We start from the raw sequence: 17,238 nt of genomic DNA, 5'->3' as shown, positions 1-17,238 counted from the left end.
AAGTAACGTACTGCTGTGAACTTTGTTGCATAGCAGTAGGTTATTTAACCTTGTTTACGATATTGAGTTTGAGTTATCAGGATCATCCGATTTTTTATTACGGATAGCATCCTTTTCTTCTTTCAATGGCCGAGTTCTGGGAAATTTAAAATATCCAGTTGGATGGACAATAATTTTTCCAGATTTATGGCGATAAGATTTACAAAACACGAAGTCTTGATTTTCGGTAGGCATTGTTAGCCCTCCTATTTTGGCGGCTCGTTTTTCAGGGCGCATACCAAAATAAGCGGGTAAATCTTGAGATTTACGGGCCTAAATGTTAGAATGGGGTTCTGACAGCCAGATCTAACATGAGGTATGCGTAGGGCTTAGAGCCATATGCCTTTCCTGTGTGAAAATCTATCAAGCCGACTCTACCCAATAGAGTCGGCTTTTTAATTTATGAAACCATCTCAATAGTCTCCATTGAATCTAGGTCAAAATAATATAGTTTTTTAAAGTCATCTTCATATAAGTCAAATAATTGAGATAACTCACTAATGACAGATGTTGATGTTTTTTTTGCATCTATTGCGTAGTCAAAGAGCATTGAAGCTACTCTATATGTCGGTTCTCGATCCAATTCATTTGGTTCAACTTTACGATAACCACGCATAGCCATCTGCCGCCATAAATTGGCACTTTGACTTGAAGTTATAGTTCCTAACTCTGACGCCCTATAGATTAAGGCTGCCATTGAGGTTTTCCATTCCTTTTTAAGTCTTAGATAGTGAGCTAAATTAGTTGAACCTAATTGATCAATAATTTTTTCTTCTGGCATTAAGAATTCGGCAGCAAAGTCATTTGCTTCTTTTTCCATGAACTCAGATGGCTCTTCATGGAGGACCAAATGCCCAAGTTCATGTGCTAGTGTGAAGCGTATTCTGTCATTTGGCTGGTTTGCATTTAGAAATACACATGGAGACACACCATGCATTTTTAAGGATACGCCATCAACATTGTTATCTTTAAAGTCGCATAAAAAGACTAAAACCCCTGCATCTTCCACAGTGGCAGTTAGGTTTTCAAGAGGTTCATTCCCTAATGCCCACAATGACCTAAGTTTTTTAGCAGCTTCTTGAGGAGTGTTTATATCTAGGCCAATTTTAAAAGTTGGTAAGGAATTTTTTCTTTTTGGCACATTTGTGAATAATTCTAATGTTTGTACATGGCCCATTTTTAACATCATTTCAGCATTCATGCGGCTCAATGCTTTAGCTGTGGTAGAGCTTTTTTTTCTGTATGCATGCAAACTAATTGGCAGTGCATTTAGCTTTTCAATATGTTCGAAAAATCGTATAGGGAAATGTAGGGCATTGGATAGATTATGGATAACTTCATCGGAGGGTTTTAAGTCCCCACTTTCAATTTTAGATAATGAAGCCTGGGTAATAGACTGTCCCATTTCAGCAATTAGTTCAGTTTGACTAAGACCACGAAAGTTTCGTGCAATACTAAGCATGTCAGGATTGAAATGAGTCATATTCACCTCCAAGATGATTGACTTACAGATCAAGTTAATCGAATAATAACTGAACAGAAAAGAGTATGCAAATTTTTCTTCAAATTATTCCTAAAATGTTTCGTTTTAATGGGTTTAAGCTTGTTTTTATGCATATATAGTGTTTTTTGTTTTTATGGATACTATATATAGTGTTTTGGTTTTTACATTTTAACATGTAAATTTCCTGAAAGAAGTATGTTTACGTCAAGATACTAAAATATGAAACCTAACATAGATCTCTTATAGTTCAAGAATGGTTAAAGGTCCCCCAAAAACAGCACCAGTATCGATAAAAAAACAATTCTGATGCTTAACAGGTTCCTTGACTACAGTATGGCCGAAATAAATTTCATCAACTCCCGTTACAGTCTTATAGATAGGATTGTATGTACTAAAACGGACACGTCCTCTATGCCATAATGCAATTTGCATGGCAGATTGTTCACCTTCAATGAAGTAGTTATTTTTAAGAACCTCTTGTTTGAAATTATCCCAGTCATTGATATGTATATCTGCATGCACAAAACCATAAACTTTATTATTATGATGAATTTCAAGAATGATCGGTAAATTGAGACACTGTTCAACAACAATTTGTTGTTGAACAGTAGGTAGCTTATATAACCAGTCTCCACCATGATAAGCATGCATTTCTTTCATTTCATTATCAAAAGTTGCTTCAATACACATCTGTTCATGATTGCCACGGATTGCTTTAAACCAGGGCTCATTAATAAGACTTAGGCATTCAAGATTTTCTTGGCCGCGATCAACCAAATCTCCAACGGAGACCAATAAATCCTGCTGAAAGTTAAATTCTAGTTCTTCTAACTTATTCATAAGTAATGTATAGCAACCATGTAGGTCACCAACTACAAAAAGCCGACCTCGAATAGGTTTTGTATAGAACTCTACTAAGTTAGAACCTAAATCTACTTCTCTCATAATTATCCAATTGTTTAATATCAAAGTCTTCATCAAACAGGGGGAGTTTGAATAGATTGATTCTCCTTTTAATTGGACATTTGATCTTTATGTGGGGTTTTATTCTAAAATAAACGAATGTAAGTAATGGAACACAGCTAAATGAATGCACAATTAGAAGTGATGTCAGATCAGGAATTAAATAAATATGAACAAGAGCTCCTTGCTAAATGGACACCGAGAGTGGCGCTTGAAGCTCAAATTGATAGACTTAATTCTCAACGATCTGAATTGTTAGAAATTTATCACAAATTAAAGAATCCAAGGCATCCACAAAATACAAGATTGATCCATTCAATAAAGTCATTAAAACATAAGTTAGAGGACTTTGAAGATGAATTAGATGATCTTATTCAGGATGGTCAATTCAAGCAACATTAAAAATATTTATAACTACCTTATTTAGTTAGGATCTATTTTCTTCTTACTTATCAGATTATTTGTCGCATAGTTGTTTGTAATGTCGCATAGTTCTTTGGAAATGACACCCGCCACCGACTAAGGCAACCGCAGAAGCTGTATGGTGCGGTGCACGAAATGGCCGCTGTCCAAAAGGATGTTGATGATTGGCCACCGAGTAAATACTCGCCACTTCCAAATTCTCTTGCGTGTTCAAGGGTGGGAGAATACTGGCTAAACGTGAAGCCAATAGGGTTTTCCCTGTTCCTGGCGGTCCTTTAAATAGCAAAGAATGACCACCTGCTGCCGCAATCTCTAAGGCACGTCTCGGACGCAGTTGACCTTTAACATCGGCCAAATCAAATTTGTAGTGCTGTGAGGCTTTTAGCGCCGTGGGTTGAAACTGTTGGATGAGATGGTTTTGCGACAGATGCTCACAGACTTGTTTTAAATGTTGCGCTGCAAACACTTGAAAGTTGGGCAGTTGAGAGGCTTCTTGCGCATTGGCCTCAGGTAAAATCAGTTGATGCCCAGCTTGCTGGCAGGCAATCGCAATACTTAAAGTACCTGAAATTGGTCGCAGTTGCCCATCAAGTGCCAACTCACCTATAAATTCAAAATTTTCAGTTCCTTGCTCAGGGAGCTGACCAGAGGCAATTAAAATACCCAGTGCAATAGGCAAATCCAGTCGTGAGCTGTCTTTGGGCAGGTCTGCGGGTGCAAGGTTGATGGTGAGGCGTTTGGTCGGAAACTGAAAACCACTATTGATAATGGCGGAGCGCACCCGATCTTTGCTTTCCCGAACGGCTGCTTCAGGAAGCCCCACAATAGTTAAAGAGGGTAGTCCTTGGCTCAGATGAACTTCAACTTCAACCGAAGGTGCGTGTAAACCGAGCAAAGCTCGAGTGTAAATTTTGGCAAAAGACATCTTTTGTTCCATTATAGTGCATTATTTTAATTCGTTATGCGTCTTTTGTTGCACCAAACAGGTGCTCATTTTTTGTTCTGAATGCGTAACTCTAAAGCTTCCACTTGTTTCAATAAGTCATTTAAACGCAAATTGGCATTATTCAGTGCAGTACGTTGACGTTCAATTTCATCTTTGGAAACCAAATCCATCTTGGTGACTGCTTCATTCAGCAGTGCGCGTAAATTATGTTCTAAGTCTTGTTTAGGTTGTTCGACTTGTTCCAGTATGGCTTGTAATAAAGTTTCAATCATTTCTATATCCAACAGTTGGAGAAGTGACAGCAGTGTACCATTGCTGCTTCTGACTCTATAGCCTTTCAGATGAAATATGATTTCATCGATTGTAAAAAAATCATAAATCTTCGACTAAAAAACCTGAATTTTGAAGCTCAAAACGCATTTAAATGTATAGAATAGGGTATAAAGAAAACTCATGTCAGACTTTCTTTTCCCCCCAACCTAAGAATTTTTGGCATGAAATTTGAACATAAAACCTTACTGGTGAAATAAGCCGAAGGAAAACAAACATGAAGCTCGTAACTGCAATTGTAAAACCGTTTAAATTGGATGATGTGCGTGAAGCACTGTCTGAAATTGGTGTTCAAGGGATCACGGTAACTGAAGTCAAAGGCTTTGGTCGTCAAAAAGGTCATACTGAACTTTATCGTGGCGCTGAATATGTTGTTGATTTCTTACCAAAAGTAAAAATCGAAATCGCGATCAGTGATGAAATGGTCGACGCGGTGATTGAGTCAATCACACGTGTGGCTAGTACAGGAAAAATTGGCGACGGTAAAATTTTCGTCACAAATTTAGAGCAAGTCATCCGTATCCGTACAGGTGAAACAGGTGCCGATGCCGTTTAATTTGGCATGAAGTTTGCTGAGTAACACATAACTCGCACAAATTAGGTTGGGGGATACGAATGAAAAAGATGCTATTCGCGCTGAGCTTATCTGGCGCACTTTTAGGTGGTTCTGTTGCTTGGGCTGAAGAAGCAGCAACAGCGCCAACTCCATCAGAACAAGTCACAGTGGTTGAAACAACGGATGTGGCTGCTCCAGCGGTACAAGCAGTTGAAGCCGTTGCTGCTCCAGTAGAAGCACCCGCACCTGCAGAAGAAGAACCAACATTAGATACAGGTGATACGGCGTGGATTTTAGTCTCCACAGCACTGGTTTTATTAATGACCATTCCAGGTTTAGCGTTATTCTACGGCGGTATGGTTCGTAAGAAAAACGTCTTAAGCACTATGGCACATAGCTTTGTTGCTGCAGCAGTGGTAAGTATTGCATGGGTCATCATTGGTTATACATTGGCCTTTGGTGAGGGCAATGCCTTTATTGGTGGCTTAGATAAGTTCATGCTGACTGGGATTACCACAGATGCACTCACAGGGACGATTCCTGAAGTTCTATTCGTTATTTTCCAAATGACCTTTGCCATCATTACCGTTGCCATTATTAGTGGTTCAATTGCAGAACGGATGAAATTCGGCGCATTTATCGCTTTCATCTCGATTTGGGTAGTCGTGGTCTATGCACCAATTACTCACTGGGTATGGGGCGGTGGTTGGTTAGCAAATGATGGCGCACTCGACTTTGCTGGCGGTACCGTTGTACACATCAACTCAGGTGTGGCGGGTTTGGTTGCTGCATACATGCTGGGCAAACGTATGGGCTTAGGCCGTGAATCAATGGCTCCACACAACTTGGCATTAACCGTTGTGGGTGCAAGCTTACTGTGGGTCGGTTGGTTTGGTTTCAATGGTGGTTCTGCATTGGGCGCAAACGGCTCAGCAGGTTATGCATTACTTGTGACGCAAGTAGCAGCAGCAGCAGCGGCAATCTCTTGGTTAATTACTGAAAAAGTTGCACGTGGTAAAGGTTCAGTACTTGGTGCTGCATCTGGCGCGGTTGCTGGTCTGGTAGTGATTACACCAGCAGCAGGGTTTGTGACTGTCGGCGGTGCACTGGCGATGGGTTTAATCGGTGGTGTGGTGTGCTTCTGGGGTATCAGTGCCTTGAAACGTGCTTTAAAAGCCGATGACTCTTTAGATGCGTTTGGTTTACACGGTGTGGGTGGTATTGTCGGTGCAATCTTAACGGCATTCTTTGCCAGCGATTTCATCATGGGCGACAAAGCACCAAGTGATGTGATGCATCAACTTTGGGTTCAAGTTGAAGGGGTGTTGGCAACGATTGCATACTCAGCAGTATTAACCTTCATTATCTTAAAAGTGATTGATCTGGTGATTGGAATTCGCGTTGAATCTGATGATGAACGTATGGGCCTAGACTTGAGCCAACATGGCGAACGCGTGGACTAATCAATAGAATAATAAATAAACAGTATAATCAATATATTGTGTGAAACAGCCCGAAAGGGCTGTTTTTTTTCTATATCTAGCGTAAAACTCTACAAAACACCGAATTTTTGCTACACTCTAAAACCATTCAAATTTGTTCAATTTAACCACTATGCATTGTCCATTTTGCAACGCCGAAGACAGTAAAGTGATCGACTCACGTTTGGCCGCTGAAGGTTGTCAAATTCGTCGTCGTCGTGAATGTATTAGTTGTGGTGAACGATTCACAACCTTTGAAAGTTATGAAGTGGTCATGCCTCGTGTGATCAAGTCGGATGGAAAAAGTGAACCTTTTGATGAAGCGAAATTGCGTCGTTCGTTGATGCATGCTTTACAAAAACGTCCCGTGACGCAAGAGCAAATTGAAACCGTCTTGAGCGATATTCAGCTGCAAATCCGCCGTTTAGGTGAGCGTGATGTGAAATCACGCACCATTGGTGAAATTGTGATGCAATCTTTATTTTCGTTGGATCATGTTGCGTATGTACGTTTTGCATCGGTCTATCAAGACTTTCAAGATGTCGATGCTTTTCGCCACCAAATTGAACAAATGCAACAACGTGAACATTAAGCGAGTTGGCATCCATGTCTGAATTACAGTCTAGTGCTTTACACGCCGACCAAGCTTGGATGAAACAAGCGATTGCTTTAGCACTGCAAGGTCAATACAGCACCAAGCCAAATCCAAATGTAGGCTGTGTCATTGTCAAAGATGGGCTGTTGCTGGGGACAGGTTATCACCCTAAAGCGGGTCAGCCACATGCAGAAGTTTTTGCGATGCGCGAAGCGGGCGAACAGACCCAAGGCGCAACGGCTTATGTCACTTTAGAACCTTGTGCACATTATGGGCGTACACCGCCGTGTGCCAAAGGTTTGGTCGAGGCAGGTGTGGCGCGTGTTGTGATTGCCTGTCCAGATCCCAACCCCTTGGTGGCCGGTAAAGGGGTACAAATTTTAAAAGAAGCAGGCATTGAGGTCGATTTTGGTATTTGCCAAGCCGAAGCGCATCAGTTGAATGCGGGCTTTTTAAAAGCCATGGCTACAGGTATGCCTTATGTGCGTTTAAAAGTTGCTTCTAGTTTAGATGGTCGAACGGCGATGGCTTCGGGTGAGTCGAAATGGATTACAGGCCCAGCCGCACGTTTAGATGTTCAGCATTTTCGTGCCATTTCTGGCGTCGTGATCACGGGGATTGAAACCATACTGGCCGATGATCCTCAGCTCAATGTCAGACAGCTTCAGGGTGTTGCGGATCTGACAACGGTTGTACAACCAAAACGTCTGGTTTTAGATCGTCAAGGCCGATTGCCTCTGACGGCTCAAATTTTACAGCAGCCTGACACCGTGATGGTGATGGGGCCTTATCGTCAAGCATTGGCTGATTTAGGCGTGCTACAGTTTGCTGTTCAGCCTTTAGATCAGTTATTAAAGCAGTTGGTTCAATCGCATCAAATTTACGATGTCATGGTTGAGGCAGGTGCAACGTTATCGACGGCTTTTTTACAAGAAAAGTTGGTCGATGAAATGATTAGTTATGTAGCACCGACCTTATTGGGTCAGTCTGCACGTGCAATGTTTAATGCTGAGTTTTCTCAGATGGCAGAGCAACTCCGCTTTAAGCTCATGGATGTCACACAATTGGGTGATGATGTGCGCTTAACGCTTATCCCTTCTCAAGAGTCATTATGAGTTCAGAGTCTACGGTTTATCATAAACGTCGTCACGCGGCACGTACCACCGATGAATATCTCTTTCATCAACTTGTTCCTTATTTGGGGAATAAGCGCCGTCTGTTGCATCTGATTTTAGAGGCGCTTGAGAGTACAGGGACTTTAAACCGTGCAGATGGTCGTGCGCCTATTTTTGCCGACTTCTTTGCGGGTTCGGGCGTGGTCTCGCGTTTGGCGCGTCAAAATGGTTATCGCGTGATTGCCAACGACTGGGAACCGTATAGCCATGCGCTGAACCATGCCATTTTGGCTTGTACCGAAGCGCCTGCATTTAAAGAGTTGGGTGGTTATCAAAAAGCCATTGATTATTTAAACCGATTGCCTGAAGTTAAGGGCTGGGTAACGCATAATCTGTGCCCGCGAAATGATGAAATCTATGATCCAAGCCGAGATCGTTTGTTCTTTAAGCGTCGCAACGGCATGCGCATTGATGCGATTCGTCAGCAAATTGCCACATGGCAGGCACAAGGGGCAATCGATGATGTGGAGATGTCTGCTTTACTGGCACCGTTGCTGTATTCTGCAAGTTTTGTCAGCAATACTTCCGGCGTCTTTAAAAGCTTCCACCACGGTTGGGGCGGTAAAACCCAAACAGCGCTAGAGCGGATTGAATCCTTGCTGTGGTTGACTCCAAGTCGTTTTAGTGAAGTGGGTGATAATAAGCAAAAGAACCCGATGGCTGAAATGTGGTGTGTCGATGCGCAGCATTTGGCAAATCAAATGAGCAGTTTTGAGGTCGATGTAGCTTATCTAGATCCACCTTATAACCAGCATGCTTACAGCAGTAATTATCATGTCTTAAATGCTTTAACGCTATGGGATCAGGTAGATTTGCCGACACCAGACACCAAAGGGTTTAAAAGCGGAATTGACCGTGCGTGGCGCAAAGAGCGTCCGAGTCCTTATAACTCGTCAAAGTATGCCAAAGAGGCATATGAAAAATTACTTTCCACCATCAATGCACGTTACATTCTGACCAGTTATTCAACCGATGGTAATATTGAAGCAGGGGACTTGCTCAAAGCCAATTTGGAGCGAGGTCGCGTGACTTTATTAACGCAGGATGTACCGCGTTATCGCGTGAGTAAACAGCGTCAGTCTGAGCGTGCGCGTGTGTTAGAGTTTATTGTGATCACTGATACCCATGCCAAGCCAGGTCCGCCAATTCGTCAGTTGCTTGGGCAGTTGTACCATTATGCCGAATTGGGTGGGGTCGATACATCTGGGGTCACGACACAGTTGGCGCTGTGGTAAAAATATAGAGGTAGAAATCAGAAATGTTTACAGGGATCATTGAAAGTCTAGGCACAGTTGAAAGCGTACAAAATGTCGGTGGCGATGTGCGGTTGCGCATTGGTACGGATCTTGATATGTCAGATGTACATTTGGGTGACTCGATTGCCACCAATGGCATTTGCCTCACAGTGATTGACTGGGGGGAGCACTGGTATGCTGCCGATGTCTCACGTGAAAGTTTGAACCGAACCACATTAGCCCACTGGAAAATTGGACAACGTGTCAATGTGGAAAAGGCGATGTTGCCCACCACACGTTTTGGTGGACACATTGTGTCAGGTCATGTCGATGCTGTGGGTGAAATCACCGTTGTGCGTGAAGATGCACGCTCGCTTTATTTTGAAGTGACTGCGCCAGCTGAGATTGCACGTTACTTGGCAGAAAAAGGCTCGATTACGGTCGATGGGATCAGTTTAACCATTAATCATTTGCGTGGTCGTATTTTAAGCCTCAATTTAATTCCGCATACGGCTGAACGAACCAACATTGGAACGTGGAAAGCAGGTAGTCAAGTGAACCTTGAAGTGGATGTGTTAGCACGCTACATTGAACGTTTGATGATGGGCGATAAAGCTGCGGAAACTCCCCCACAATCTAAAATTAGTTTAGACTTTTTGGCACAAAATGGTTTCTTGAAATAGAAAAATCGTTTAGATTGCAGCAAGAATAGACAAAAGATGAGCTCCCTATTTGCCCAAAATGAGGGAGTTTTTCTTTTGAAATGAATAGGTAAGCAATTGAGTATGATGAAAGATAGTACGCAGTTCATTGCACGGATAGGTGACAATGATTGATTTTTTTCTCCATCTAGAACAATTATTGCCCGTACTGCTTGCAGAATACGGCCTTTGGATTTATGCGATTCTTTTTCTGATTATTTTTGCAGAAACGGGCTTCGTTTTTATGTTCTTTTTGCCGGGTGACAGTTTACTGATTGCCATTGGTGCCTTATGTTCCAGCTCGGATTTAATCCATATCCACACCATGGGTATTTTGATGATGATTGCTGCGGTATTGGGTTATATCGTCAATTATTATACCGGTCAGAAGCTGGGCTTTAAATTTGCCCATCAGCATTCACGTTGGCTGAAACCCGAATATATGATGAAGACCAATCAATATTTCTTAAAGCATGGCGGTAAAACCATTTTAGTGGCACGTTTTATTCCTTTTGTGCGTTCTTTCGCGCCTTTTGCTGCGGGCGCAGGGCATATGAGCTTGGCGACTTTTATGTGGTACAACGTGACCGGTGGTCTGATTTGGATTGGTAGTTTGTTGGCGATTGGTTATGGTGTGGGCAATACCTTATCATTTATGGTTGATGTGTTGGTTTGAGATCGAAACAGACTACATCAGCCGAGCAAAACAAGGGTGCATAAAAAAACTCACCGCAGTGAGTCTGAGTGGAAACCAAGGCCTGTTAGGCAGAGTTGGATACCACTTCATCAGAAAAGTCTGAATTTTTCAAAATATAGTCAATTTCTTCTTGAGCCGCGGCTTGTAGCTTACTGCGATAGCTGGCTACAGACTCTTCAATTAAGGTTTCCGCTTCAAGCTCTAAACGTAAACGGACACTTTCTAACTCCGACAAAATTTGTGAGTCATCAATGCCAAATTTACCTTTGGCATAGTCCAGAGCTTGTTCAGGCGTTTTCTCATAGCGTGCAGTGTAGCTCGAAATTTCCTGATCGACACTTTGACGCATCACATTTAAAGCTTGGGTTTGCTCATTGAACTGACGGATTTCATCTTTTTTGAGGCTCTCCGCATAAGCTTCCTGTGCTGCGCGTTTGTCTGCCAGAGATTTTTCCAACGCTTGTTGTTTACGAATTCGCGCTTCTTCAATCAGCTGTGCTTTCAGATCGGCATACGCTTGTTCAATTCGTTGGGTCGAGACAGCTTGAGCACGTTGGTCTTGTTCAATCCAACTGTGCAAACCTGTTTCAGGTTTGAGTACATCGCAGACGCGACTCAGGTCATCAATAAAGGCCTGACGAACAGCATCAGGTACATTTAACCAGCGCTGTTTAAAATCTGGACCAACATTCAATGCCACTACGCATCTCCTTATTTAGACGGGGGATCATTTAAAGCTTGAAGGTTCGAGCTTCAACCCCGAGACGTCTATATTGTTTAAATTTTTCACGACCTTGTTGTTTGGCCGATTCGTTATTTTCAATAATTTCTATAATGTGGCTAAATTTTTCGAACTGTTCAAGAGCTTGATCGTTAAAATTGAACACAATCCAGTCGGATTGCTCAGGCAGTTGAGCTGAGATACAAATGCGCGCATCGATTTGATCAATGCCATGCGGAATAAAGCTCGTGTCATCAAAACTCCACAAACGTTCATCCAATTGCTGTTGTAGTTCAGTGTCGCTTGCATACAGCCAGATTCGCTCTGGCTGACGCAGGATTTTTCGACATAAACGACAAGCACTTTCGACTTGTCGTTCAGGGCTTTGTTCAAACAGATAAAAGCTAATATTAGCCATTAGACTGCGCACGATGAGCTAAGAATTGCATCAATAAGGGTACTGGACGACCGGTTGCTCCTTTATTGGCACCCGAGTTCCATGCTGTACCTGCGATGTCCAAATGCGCCCAACGGTAATCACGGGTGAAACGTTGCAAGAAGCACGCTGCAGTTACAGCACCAGCTTTAGGCCCGCCAATGTTGGCAATATCGGCAAATGGAGAGTCTAACTGTTCTTGATAGTCATCAATCACAGGCATGCGCCAGACGCGGTCAAAGCTATTTTGACCTGCTTCAGATAGTTCGGCCGCCAGTTTGTCATCTGGGGTAAACATACCCGTTAAGACTGAACCGAGTGCCACGACACAGGCGCCCGTTAAGGTTGCAATATCAATGACCAGTTCAGGGTTAAAGCGCTTCACATAGGTCAATGTGTCGCACAGCACCAAACGACCTTCTGCATCGGTATTTAAAATTTCAACGGTTTGACCGCTCATGGTGCTCACGATGTCACCCGGACGTGTAGCTTTGCCTGAAGGCATATTTTCAGCTGCAGCAATGGTACCTACGACATGAATGGCTAAACGTGATTCACATAGAGCACGGAGTGTCCCTAGAACTGATGCTGCACCACACATGTCATATTTCATTTCATCCATACCAGCGCCCGGTTTTAATGAAATACCACCTGTATCAAAGGTGATTCCTTTACCGACCAAGACCACTGGGGCTTCAGAACGTTCAGCTTGATACTCAAGGGTAATAATACGGCCTGGGCGGTCTGAACCTTTGCTCACCGCAAGGAAGGAATGCATGCCCAGATCAGCCATTTGCTGCTCATCAAGGACATTAACACGGAGTAGGTCAGGATATTGGGCTGCCAGTTCTAAGGCTTGCTCTGCCAAATATTCAGGGAAGCAGATATTGCCTGGACGGTTGCCTAAGTCACGAGCAAAGCTTTGACCAGATTGCACGGCTTCAATCAATTTCAGTTGCGCAGCATTCAGCGGCGACTCAGCAGCAATCAGGCTGATCTGTTCAAGCACGTTGTCTGCTTTTTTTGATTTGAATTCATCAAAAGCATATGCCGCTTGCGTCAAACTGAGGGCAAATAAATAATGGAGTTCAGCTGGAAGGACTGAAAGGTCAAGACTGATGTGTTTGAATTTTTTTTGTGAAGCTTTGATAATGGTTTGAGCAATTTTCACCAGCTTTGCCGCTTGTAATTCAGTTGCTTTCCCGACACCGACCAAGGCTGCATTGGGGCTTGCTGGAATTTGACCAATGAGGCTCAAAGTTTCATTGAATGCGGCTTTAAACTGAGTCGCTTCAATTAAGTTGTTTAAATCATTAATTTGATAAGCATTTGCAAGGTGTTGCGTGTTTTCAGAATCTACTAATATCAACAAAAATTGGCTAGACGTATTCTCTGTGAATGACGTATTAATAGAGAGTTTCATAAGTTTTATTTAAGCCTTATAAAGTTTGAAAATGATTAAACCACTGAAACATTAACATGAATAGAGTTGCAAAGTGCAACAAGAGTACAGGTTTTATATTTTCACTATTCGGGTAAACTAGCGCTAGTTTTTATTCACCTATTTTTGGAAGAATTAATTTGATTATTCGGCGTTATCTGGTCAAACAAGTGGTGTCGACATCCTTGGTTGTGATCGCCTTATTGACCTTGATCATGATGGGCGGTCGTTTGATCAAGTATTTTGGCGTAGCCGCGCAGGGTCGCTTAGATGCAGGTATTTTATTTAGCATTATTGGCTATCGTTTGCCTGAATTTTTAACGCTGATTCTTCCTCTAGGCTTTTTTATTGGACTGATGCTGGTTTTTGGTCGTCTGTATGTCGATCATGAAATGGCGGTACTCAATGGCAGTGGCGTCAGTCGTAACCAATTGGGGCGACTGCTGATTCCTATGACCGTGGTGTTTCTTGCCGTTCAGGCAGTGCTGATGCTTTGGATGGCGCCGTGGGGTGTTCGTCAGTTTGAGCAGCTCACCACCAGTCAGGCGGTGCGTACCGGTTTTGATTTGGTTCGACCCAAAGAGTTTATTTCATCGGGTCCTTATACCATTTATGCGGGTGATTTATCCGAAGACCGTAAAAACCTCAAAGACATCTTCTTCTATCAACGCGCTGAAGCAGAAGGTAAGCCTGATGTGATGATTTTGGCCAAAGAAGCCACGCGGGTTGAAATTGAAAATGATCCAGCCAATGTGGTGGATTTGGTGCAAGGTCGCCGTTATGAAATCTATCCGGGACAGCCACGGTATAGCCAAGCCGAGTTCCAGTCTTATCGCCTACGCTTAGAAAATGATAAAGAAGCAAAGTTTGAAAGTGCCGATGTTGAAGCATTGTCCACCATGAAACTTTGGGATAATCGTCATGATCCTGTTGTGGCGAGTGAGTTGGGCTGGCGTATTTTTGTACCGTTTGCCATTGTAGTGGCGTTGCTTCTCGCTGTGGCTTTATCTGAAGTGAGTCCACGCCAAGGACGTTACTTAAAGCTGTTTCCTGCATTGCTTATTTTTGCCAGTTTAATCGTGGCGCTGATGGCCATTAAAACCCGAGTCAGTAAAGAAGAAATGGGGATTTGGGCATATCCAATGATCTTGGTGATCTATGCGATAGCAGCGGCTTTGTTTTCGCGTAAACAAAAGCTGGCCCCGAAAATTAAGAAAACATTACAACGAGCGGGGTCTTAATCATGTTCGCACGTCGTATAGTCGCAAAACATGTGACCAAAACCACCGCGATGGCGATGCTGGGTGCTACCGCTATTTTATCGGTCTTGCAAATTCTGTTTACCTATTTGGGTGAGCTAGGCTCCCTTAAAGAAGGTTATGGTGCTTGGGATGCTTTACGTTATGTACTGTGGGGAGCACCGCAATATCTCTATGAGATTCTACCGATTGCCGCGTTAATTGGCTCGGTACTGGGACTGGGCACTTTGGCTTCAAACAGTGAACTGATTGTGATGCGCTCAGTGGGGGTGAGTCTCTGGCGAATCGTCGGCTGGGTGATTCGTTCGGCTTTAATTTTGGTGGTACTGTCATTCGCTTTAAGTGAATGGGTGATTCCATATACCAATGAGCAAGCCAAAGGTGTGAAAAGCCATCGAACTGCGGCTGAACTTGGTGAAGTACGTGGTTACTGGACACGAGAAGGGCAGCGTTTTATTTATGTCGATTATGCCAACTCTCAAGGTCAGCTAAAAAATGTGCAAGTGGTCGACTTTGACAATAATGCTCGTTTGAAAGGCGTTTTAAATGCTGAGCAAGGTCAGTTTGTGCAAGATGGTCGTTGGATTTTAGAAAATACTGCCCAAGTTGATTTGCTGCCGACAGGCAATGCTACGGCACAAAAGGCCGCTGAAATGCCTTTGGCACTGGCACTGCAGCCGAAATATGTGCACATGGTGACGATTGACCCTGAAGACCTTTCACCGAGTCAATTGGTCAGTTTCATGAGCTATATGCATGAATACAGCCAAGTGCCTAAAACTTATCAGTTGGCTTTTTGGCAAAAAGTGGCGTCTCCATTTGCCTTAATTGCTTTGGTGTTGATTGCTTGTTCCTTTATTTTTGGCCCACTGCGCCAACAATCGATGGGCTTTCGTTTGGTGATTGCACTGTTTACAGGCCTAGGTTTCTTTTACCTACAAGACTTCTTGGGTTATGCAAGTTTGGTTTATTCGCCTTCACCCGCATGGTTTGTTTTTGTGCCGATTTTACTGATGTTTCTCGCAGGTGGTTATTTATTACAACGTGCGCGATAACTGTACGATATTGAAGAAAACAATGCGGATGATGGTGTTAAACCATCATGCCTGCATAGAGTCTTGACCGAAAATTCGGTAAGATAGAGCGATGAATTTGTAGACAAAAAAAGAGTGCTTATTATGGCGGATGCAACTGCTGGCAAAATCCCTCACGTACTGGTCATTATGGATGGTGTGGGACACCGTGAAGCGATCGAAGACAATGCATTTTTAGCAGCGAATCGACCGAATTTAACAGCGATTGAAGCAAAGCATCCGCATAGCTTAATTTCAGGTTCTGGTGAAGACGTGGGCTTGCCAGATGGCCAAATGGGCAATTCTGAAGTGGGCCATATGAACTTGGGCGCAGGTCGTGTGCTCTATCAAGACTTTACCCGAATCACCAAAGACATTCGTACGGGTGCTTTTTTCAAACATGAAGTTTTGGTTGATGCCGTTGAAAAAGCCAAAGCCGCGGGTGGTGCGTTGCACATCATGGGGCTATTGTCTGAAGGTGGGGTGCATTCACACGAAGATCATATTGTTGCCATGGCTGAACTTGCGTTAAAACGCGGTGCAACTGTATACCTTCATGCCTTCTTAGATGGTCGCGATACCCCACCACGCAGTGCACAGCCTTCTTTAGAAAAATTAGATGCATTGTTTGCTCAATATCCAAATCAAGGTCGTATTGTGAGTCTGATTGGTCGTTATTTTGCGATGGATCGAGATAACCGTTGGGACCGTGTGGAACAAGCCTATCGTTTACTCACAGAGTCTGAAGCAACACGTACTGCAGCTACAGCAGTTGAAGGTTTAGCATTGGCTTATGCCGCAGACGAATCTGATGAGTTTGTCAAAGCAACACGCATTGGCGATGCCGTGAAAGTTCAAGATGGTGACAGCATCGTCTTTATGAATTTCCGTGCGGATCGTGCGCGTGAAATTACCAAAGCGTTTGTTGAAAAAGATTTTGCAGGCTTTGAGCGTAAAGTTGTACCAAACCTATCTAAGTTTGTGATGTTGACACGCTACCAAGCCAGTATTGATGCACCTGTGGCGTATATGCCTGAAGCATTAAAAAACTCGATTGGTGAATATCTTTCAGACCTTGGTAAAACCCAATTACGTATTGCTGAAACTGAGAAATACGCGCATGTGACGTTCTTCTTCAGTGGTGGTCGTGAAGATGAATATCCGGGTGAAAAACGTATTTTGATTCCATCACCGAATGTGGCTACTTATGACCTCAAGCCAGAAATGAGCGCCTATGAAGTAACCGATGAATTGGTGGCTGCGATTAACTCTGGTGAGTTTGATCTATTGGTGGTGAACTATGCCAATGGCGATATGGTGGGTCATACGGGCGTGTTTAATGCAGCTGTGAAAGCAGTGGAAGCTGTTGATTTATGCTTAGGCCGTGTCTATGAGGCGGTGATGGCACAAAAAGGCCATATGTTAATTACGGCTGACCATGGTAATGTTGAACAAATGCAGGATTATCACAGTGGTCAGGTGCATACCCAGCATACGACAGAATTGGTGCCTTTTATCTATGTCGGCCCAACTCAAGCTACTATTGCTGAGGGGGGCGTATTGGCCGATGTCGCACCAACCTTGTTAAGCTTGATGCATCTTCCTGTTCCAGCAGACATGCAAGGTCGTAACTTAATTACATTAGACGTATAAATCAATTTGG

General features: G+C 43.2%; 18 protein-coding genes and 1 pseudogene. 11 read left to right on the top strand and 8 right to left on the bottom strand.

Annotation, left to right across the window (positions count from 1 at the left end; translation table 11 throughout):
• Window positions 1-54 precede the first annotated feature (54 nt).
• The 3 genes from AC4CU3_RS07615 to AC4CU3_RS07605 all read right to left on the bottom strand — a co-directional run bounded on the left by AC4CU3_RS07615 (window position 55) and on the right by AC4CU3_RS07605 (window position 2,488).
• Complete coding sequence (locus AC4CU3_RS07615) at window positions 55-234, bottom strand: hypothetical protein (RefSeq protein ID WP_001141890.1); 180 nt, start codon at window positions 232-234, stop codon at window positions 55-57.
• A gap of 205 nt (window positions 235-439) precedes the next feature.
• A complete protein-coding gene (locus tag AC4CU3_RS07610; RefSeq protein WP_000148670.1) occupies window positions 440-1,522 on the bottom strand; it encodes a helix-turn-helix domain-containing protein in 1,083 nt (360 codons plus the stop codon).
• Between the two features lie 261 nt (window positions 1,523-1,783).
• Window positions 1,784-2,488 (bottom strand): metallophosphoesterase, encoded by a 705-nt coding sequence (locus tag AC4CU3_RS07605; protein ID WP_001209420.1) that lies wholly within the window; start codon window positions 2,486-2,488, stop codon window positions 1,784-1,786.
• A gap of 141 nt (window positions 2,489-2,629) precedes the next feature.
• Here AC4CU3_RS07605 and AC4CU3_RS07600 point away from each other — a divergent pair, with 141 nt between their 5' ends.
• Window positions 2,630-2,908, top strand: coding sequence for a hypothetical protein (locus tag AC4CU3_RS07600; RefSeq protein WP_000993734.1), 279 nt, complete (start codon window positions 2,630-2,632; stop codon window positions 2,906-2,908).
• A 100-nt stretch (window positions 2,909-3,008) separates the two neighbouring features.
• Here AC4CU3_RS07600 and AC4CU3_RS07595 read toward each other — a convergent pair.
• Together AC4CU3_RS07595 and AC4CU3_RS07590 are read right to left on the bottom strand one after the other, a co-directional pair.
• A pseudogene (locus AC4CU3_RS07595) lies at window positions 3,009-3,854 on the bottom strand (YifB family Mg chelatase-like AAA ATPase); the annotation flags it as partial.
• A 65-nt stretch (window positions 3,855-3,919) separates the two neighbouring features.
• The gene (locus AC4CU3_RS07590; protein WP_004692854.1) at window positions 3,920-4,147 is read right to left on the bottom strand and encodes an accessory factor UbiK family protein; all 228 of its coding nucleotides are present in this window, start codon (window positions 4,145-4,147) and stop codon (window positions 3,920-3,922) included.
• A 275-nt stretch (window positions 4,148-4,422) separates the two neighbouring features.
• Here AC4CU3_RS07590 and glnK point away from each other — a divergent pair, with 275 nt between their 5' ends.
• The 7 genes from glnK to AC4CU3_RS07555 all read left to right on the top strand — a co-directional run bounded on the left by glnK (window position 4,423) and on the right by AC4CU3_RS07555 (window position 10,624).
• Window positions 4,423-4,761 (top strand): P-II family nitrogen regulator, encoded by a 339-nt coding sequence (glnK, locus tag AC4CU3_RS07585; RefSeq protein WP_004281042.1) that lies wholly within the window; start codon window positions 4,423-4,425, stop codon window positions 4,759-4,761.
• Window positions 4,762-4,820: 59 nt separating this feature from the next.
• Complete coding sequence (locus AC4CU3_RS07580; RefSeq protein ID WP_010325684.1) at window positions 4,821-6,224, top strand: ammonium transporter; 1,404 nt, start codon at window positions 4,821-4,823, stop codon at window positions 6,222-6,224.
• A 151-nt stretch (window positions 6,225-6,375) separates the two neighbouring features.
• Entirely contained in the window at window positions 6,376-6,834 is a 459-nt protein-coding gene (nrdR, locus tag AC4CU3_RS07575) for a transcriptional regulator NrdR (protein WP_004692852.1), read from the top strand.
• Window positions 6,835-6,848: 14 nt separating this feature from the next.
• Complete coding sequence (ribD, locus tag AC4CU3_RS07570) at window positions 6,849-7,952, top strand: bifunctional diaminohydroxyphosphoribosylaminopyrimidine deaminase/5-amino-6-(5-phosphoribosylamino)uracil reductase RibD (RefSeq protein ID WP_279043195.1); 1,104 nt, start codon at window positions 6,849-6,851, stop codon at window positions 7,950-7,952.
• A complete protein-coding gene (locus tag AC4CU3_RS07565; RefSeq protein WP_279043193.1) occupies window positions 7,949-9,247 on the top strand; it encodes a DNA adenine methylase in 1,299 nt (432 codons plus the stop codon). Before ribD ends, AC4CU3_RS07565 begins: the two co-directional genes overlap by 4 nt.
• A 23-nt stretch (window positions 9,248-9,270) precedes the next feature.
• The gene (locus AC4CU3_RS07560; protein WP_279043190.1) at window positions 9,271-9,930 is read left to right on the top strand and encodes a riboflavin synthase; all 660 of its coding nucleotides are present in this window, start codon (window positions 9,271-9,273) and stop codon (window positions 9,928-9,930) included.
• Between the two features lie 145 nt (window positions 9,931-10,075).
• The gene (locus AC4CU3_RS07555) at window positions 10,076-10,624 is read left to right on the top strand and encodes a VTT domain-containing protein (protein WP_004692848.1); all 549 of its coding nucleotides are present in this window, start codon (window positions 10,076-10,078) and stop codon (window positions 10,622-10,624) included.
• A gap of 85 nt (window positions 10,625-10,709) precedes the next feature.
• On the opposite strand, the gene blhA is transcribed toward AC4CU3_RS07555, so the two are convergent.
• Genes blhA through AC4CU3_RS07540 form a run of 3 tightly spaced genes read right to left on the bottom strand, consistent with a single transcriptional unit; the run spans window position 10,710 to window position 13,225 of the window.
• Window positions 10,710-11,345: a cell division protein BlhA gene (blhA, locus tag AC4CU3_RS07550; protein ID WP_004978568.1), complete on the bottom strand. Its 636-nt coding sequence runs from the start codon at window positions 11,343-11,345 to the stop codon at window positions 10,710-10,712.
• A gap of 31 nt (window positions 11,346-11,376) precedes the next feature.
• Window positions 11,377-11,784 (bottom strand): DNA polymerase III subunit chi, encoded by a 408-nt coding sequence (locus AC4CU3_RS07545; RefSeq protein ID WP_078425943.1) that lies wholly within the window; start codon window positions 11,782-11,784, stop codon window positions 11,377-11,379.
• Window positions 11,777-13,225 (bottom strand): leucyl aminopeptidase, encoded by a 1,449-nt coding sequence (locus AC4CU3_RS07540; RefSeq protein ID WP_279043186.1) that lies wholly within the window; start codon window positions 13,223-13,225, stop codon window positions 11,777-11,779. The genes AC4CU3_RS07545 and AC4CU3_RS07540 overlap by 8 nt, the downstream gene beginning before the upstream one ends.
• A 158-nt stretch (window positions 13,226-13,383) precedes the next feature.
• On the opposite strand from AC4CU3_RS07540, the gene lptF reads away from it, so the two are divergent.
• The 3 genes from lptF (at window position 13,384) to gpmI (ending at window position 17,228) form a co-directional block, all read left to right on the top strand.
• Complete coding sequence (lptF, locus tag AC4CU3_RS07535) at window positions 13,384-14,484, top strand: LPS export ABC transporter permease LptF (protein WP_004978580.1); 1,101 nt, start codon at window positions 13,384-13,386, stop codon at window positions 14,482-14,484.
• A 2-nt stretch (window positions 14,485-14,486) separates the two neighbouring features.
• The gene (lptG, locus tag AC4CU3_RS07530; protein WP_279043185.1) at window positions 14,487-15,557 is read left to right on the top strand and encodes an LPS export ABC transporter permease LptG; all 1,071 of its coding nucleotides are present in this window, start codon (window positions 14,487-14,489) and stop codon (window positions 15,555-15,557) included.
• 123 nt (window positions 15,558-15,680) lie between these two features.
• Window positions 15,681-17,228 carry a 2,3-bisphosphoglycerate-independent phosphoglycerate mutase gene (gene gpmI / locus AC4CU3_RS07525; RefSeq protein WP_279043183.1) on the top strand — a complete coding sequence of 516 codons (1,548 nt, stop codon included), beginning with the start codon at window positions 15,681-15,683 and terminating at the stop codon, window positions 17,226-17,228.
• The last annotated feature ends 10 nt before the right edge of the window (window positions 17,229-17,238 follow it).

It is taken from the genome of Acinetobacter sp. 802_lipA, assembly GCF_058242885.1.
The sequence above is the reverse complement of the archived record's forward strand: the minus strand, read 5'-3'. Positions and strand labels throughout refer to the sequence as shown.

What these genes read in the sequence shown, in the direction of transcription:
- AC4CU3_RS07615 (WP_001141890.1), bottom strand. Translation starts at nt 234, where the DNA reads ATGCCTACCGAAAATCAAGACTTCGTGTTTTGTAAATCTTATCGCCAT.
- AC4CU3_RS07610 (WP_000148670.1), bottom strand. Translation starts at nt 1,522, where the DNA reads ATGACTCATTTCAATCCTGACATGCTTAGTATTGCACGAAACTTTCGT.
- AC4CU3_RS07605 (WP_001209420.1), bottom strand. Translation starts at nt 2,488, where the DNA reads ATGAGAGAAGTAGATTTAGGTTCTAACTTAGTAGAGTTCTATACAAAA.
- AC4CU3_RS07600 (WP_000993734.1), top strand. Translation starts at nt 2,630, where the DNA reads ATGAATGCACAATTAGAAGTGATGTCAGATCAGGAATTAAATAAATAT.
- AC4CU3_RS07590 (WP_004692854.1), bottom strand. Translation starts at nt 4,147, where the DNA reads ATGATTGAAACTTTATTACAAGCCATACTGGAACAAGTCGAACAACCT.
- glnK (WP_004281042.1), top strand. Translation starts at nt 4,423, where the DNA reads ATGAAGCTCGTAACTGCAATTGTAAAACCGTTTAAATTGGATGATGTG.
- AC4CU3_RS07580 (WP_010325684.1), top strand. Translation starts at nt 4,821, where the DNA reads ATGAAAAAGATGCTATTCGCGCTGAGCTTATCTGGCGCACTTTTAGGT.
- nrdR (WP_004692852.1), top strand. Translation starts at nt 6,376, where the DNA reads ATGCATTGTCCATTTTGCAACGCCGAAGACAGTAAAGTGATCGACTCA.
- ribD (WP_279043195.1), top strand. Translation starts at nt 6,849, where the DNA reads ATGTCTGAATTACAGTCTAGTGCTTTACACGCCGACCAAGCTTGGATG.
- AC4CU3_RS07565 (WP_279043193.1), top strand. Translation starts at nt 7,949, where the DNA reads ATGAGTTCAGAGTCTACGGTTTATCATAAACGTCGTCACGCGGCACGT.
- AC4CU3_RS07560 (WP_279043190.1), top strand. Translation starts at nt 9,271, where the DNA reads ATGTTTACAGGGATCATTGAAAGTCTAGGCACAGTTGAAAGCGTACAA.
- AC4CU3_RS07555 (WP_004692848.1), top strand. Translation starts at nt 10,076, where the DNA reads ATGATTGATTTTTTTCTCCATCTAGAACAATTATTGCCCGTACTGCTT.
- AC4CU3_RS07545 (WP_078425943.1), bottom strand. Translation starts at nt 11,784, where the DNA reads ATGGCTAATATTAGCTTTTATCTGTTTGAACAAAGCCCTGAACGACAA.
- AC4CU3_RS07540 (WP_279043186.1), bottom strand. Translation starts at nt 13,225, where the DNA reads ATGAAACTCTCTATTAATACGTCATTCACAGAGAATACGTCTAGCCAA.
- lptG (WP_279043185.1), top strand. Translation starts at nt 14,487, where the DNA reads ATGTTCGCACGTCGTATAGTCGCAAAACATGTGACCAAAACCACCGCG.
- gpmI (WP_279043183.1), top strand. Translation starts at nt 15,681, where the DNA reads ATGGCGGATGCAACTGCTGGCAAAATCCCTCACGTACTGGTCATTATG.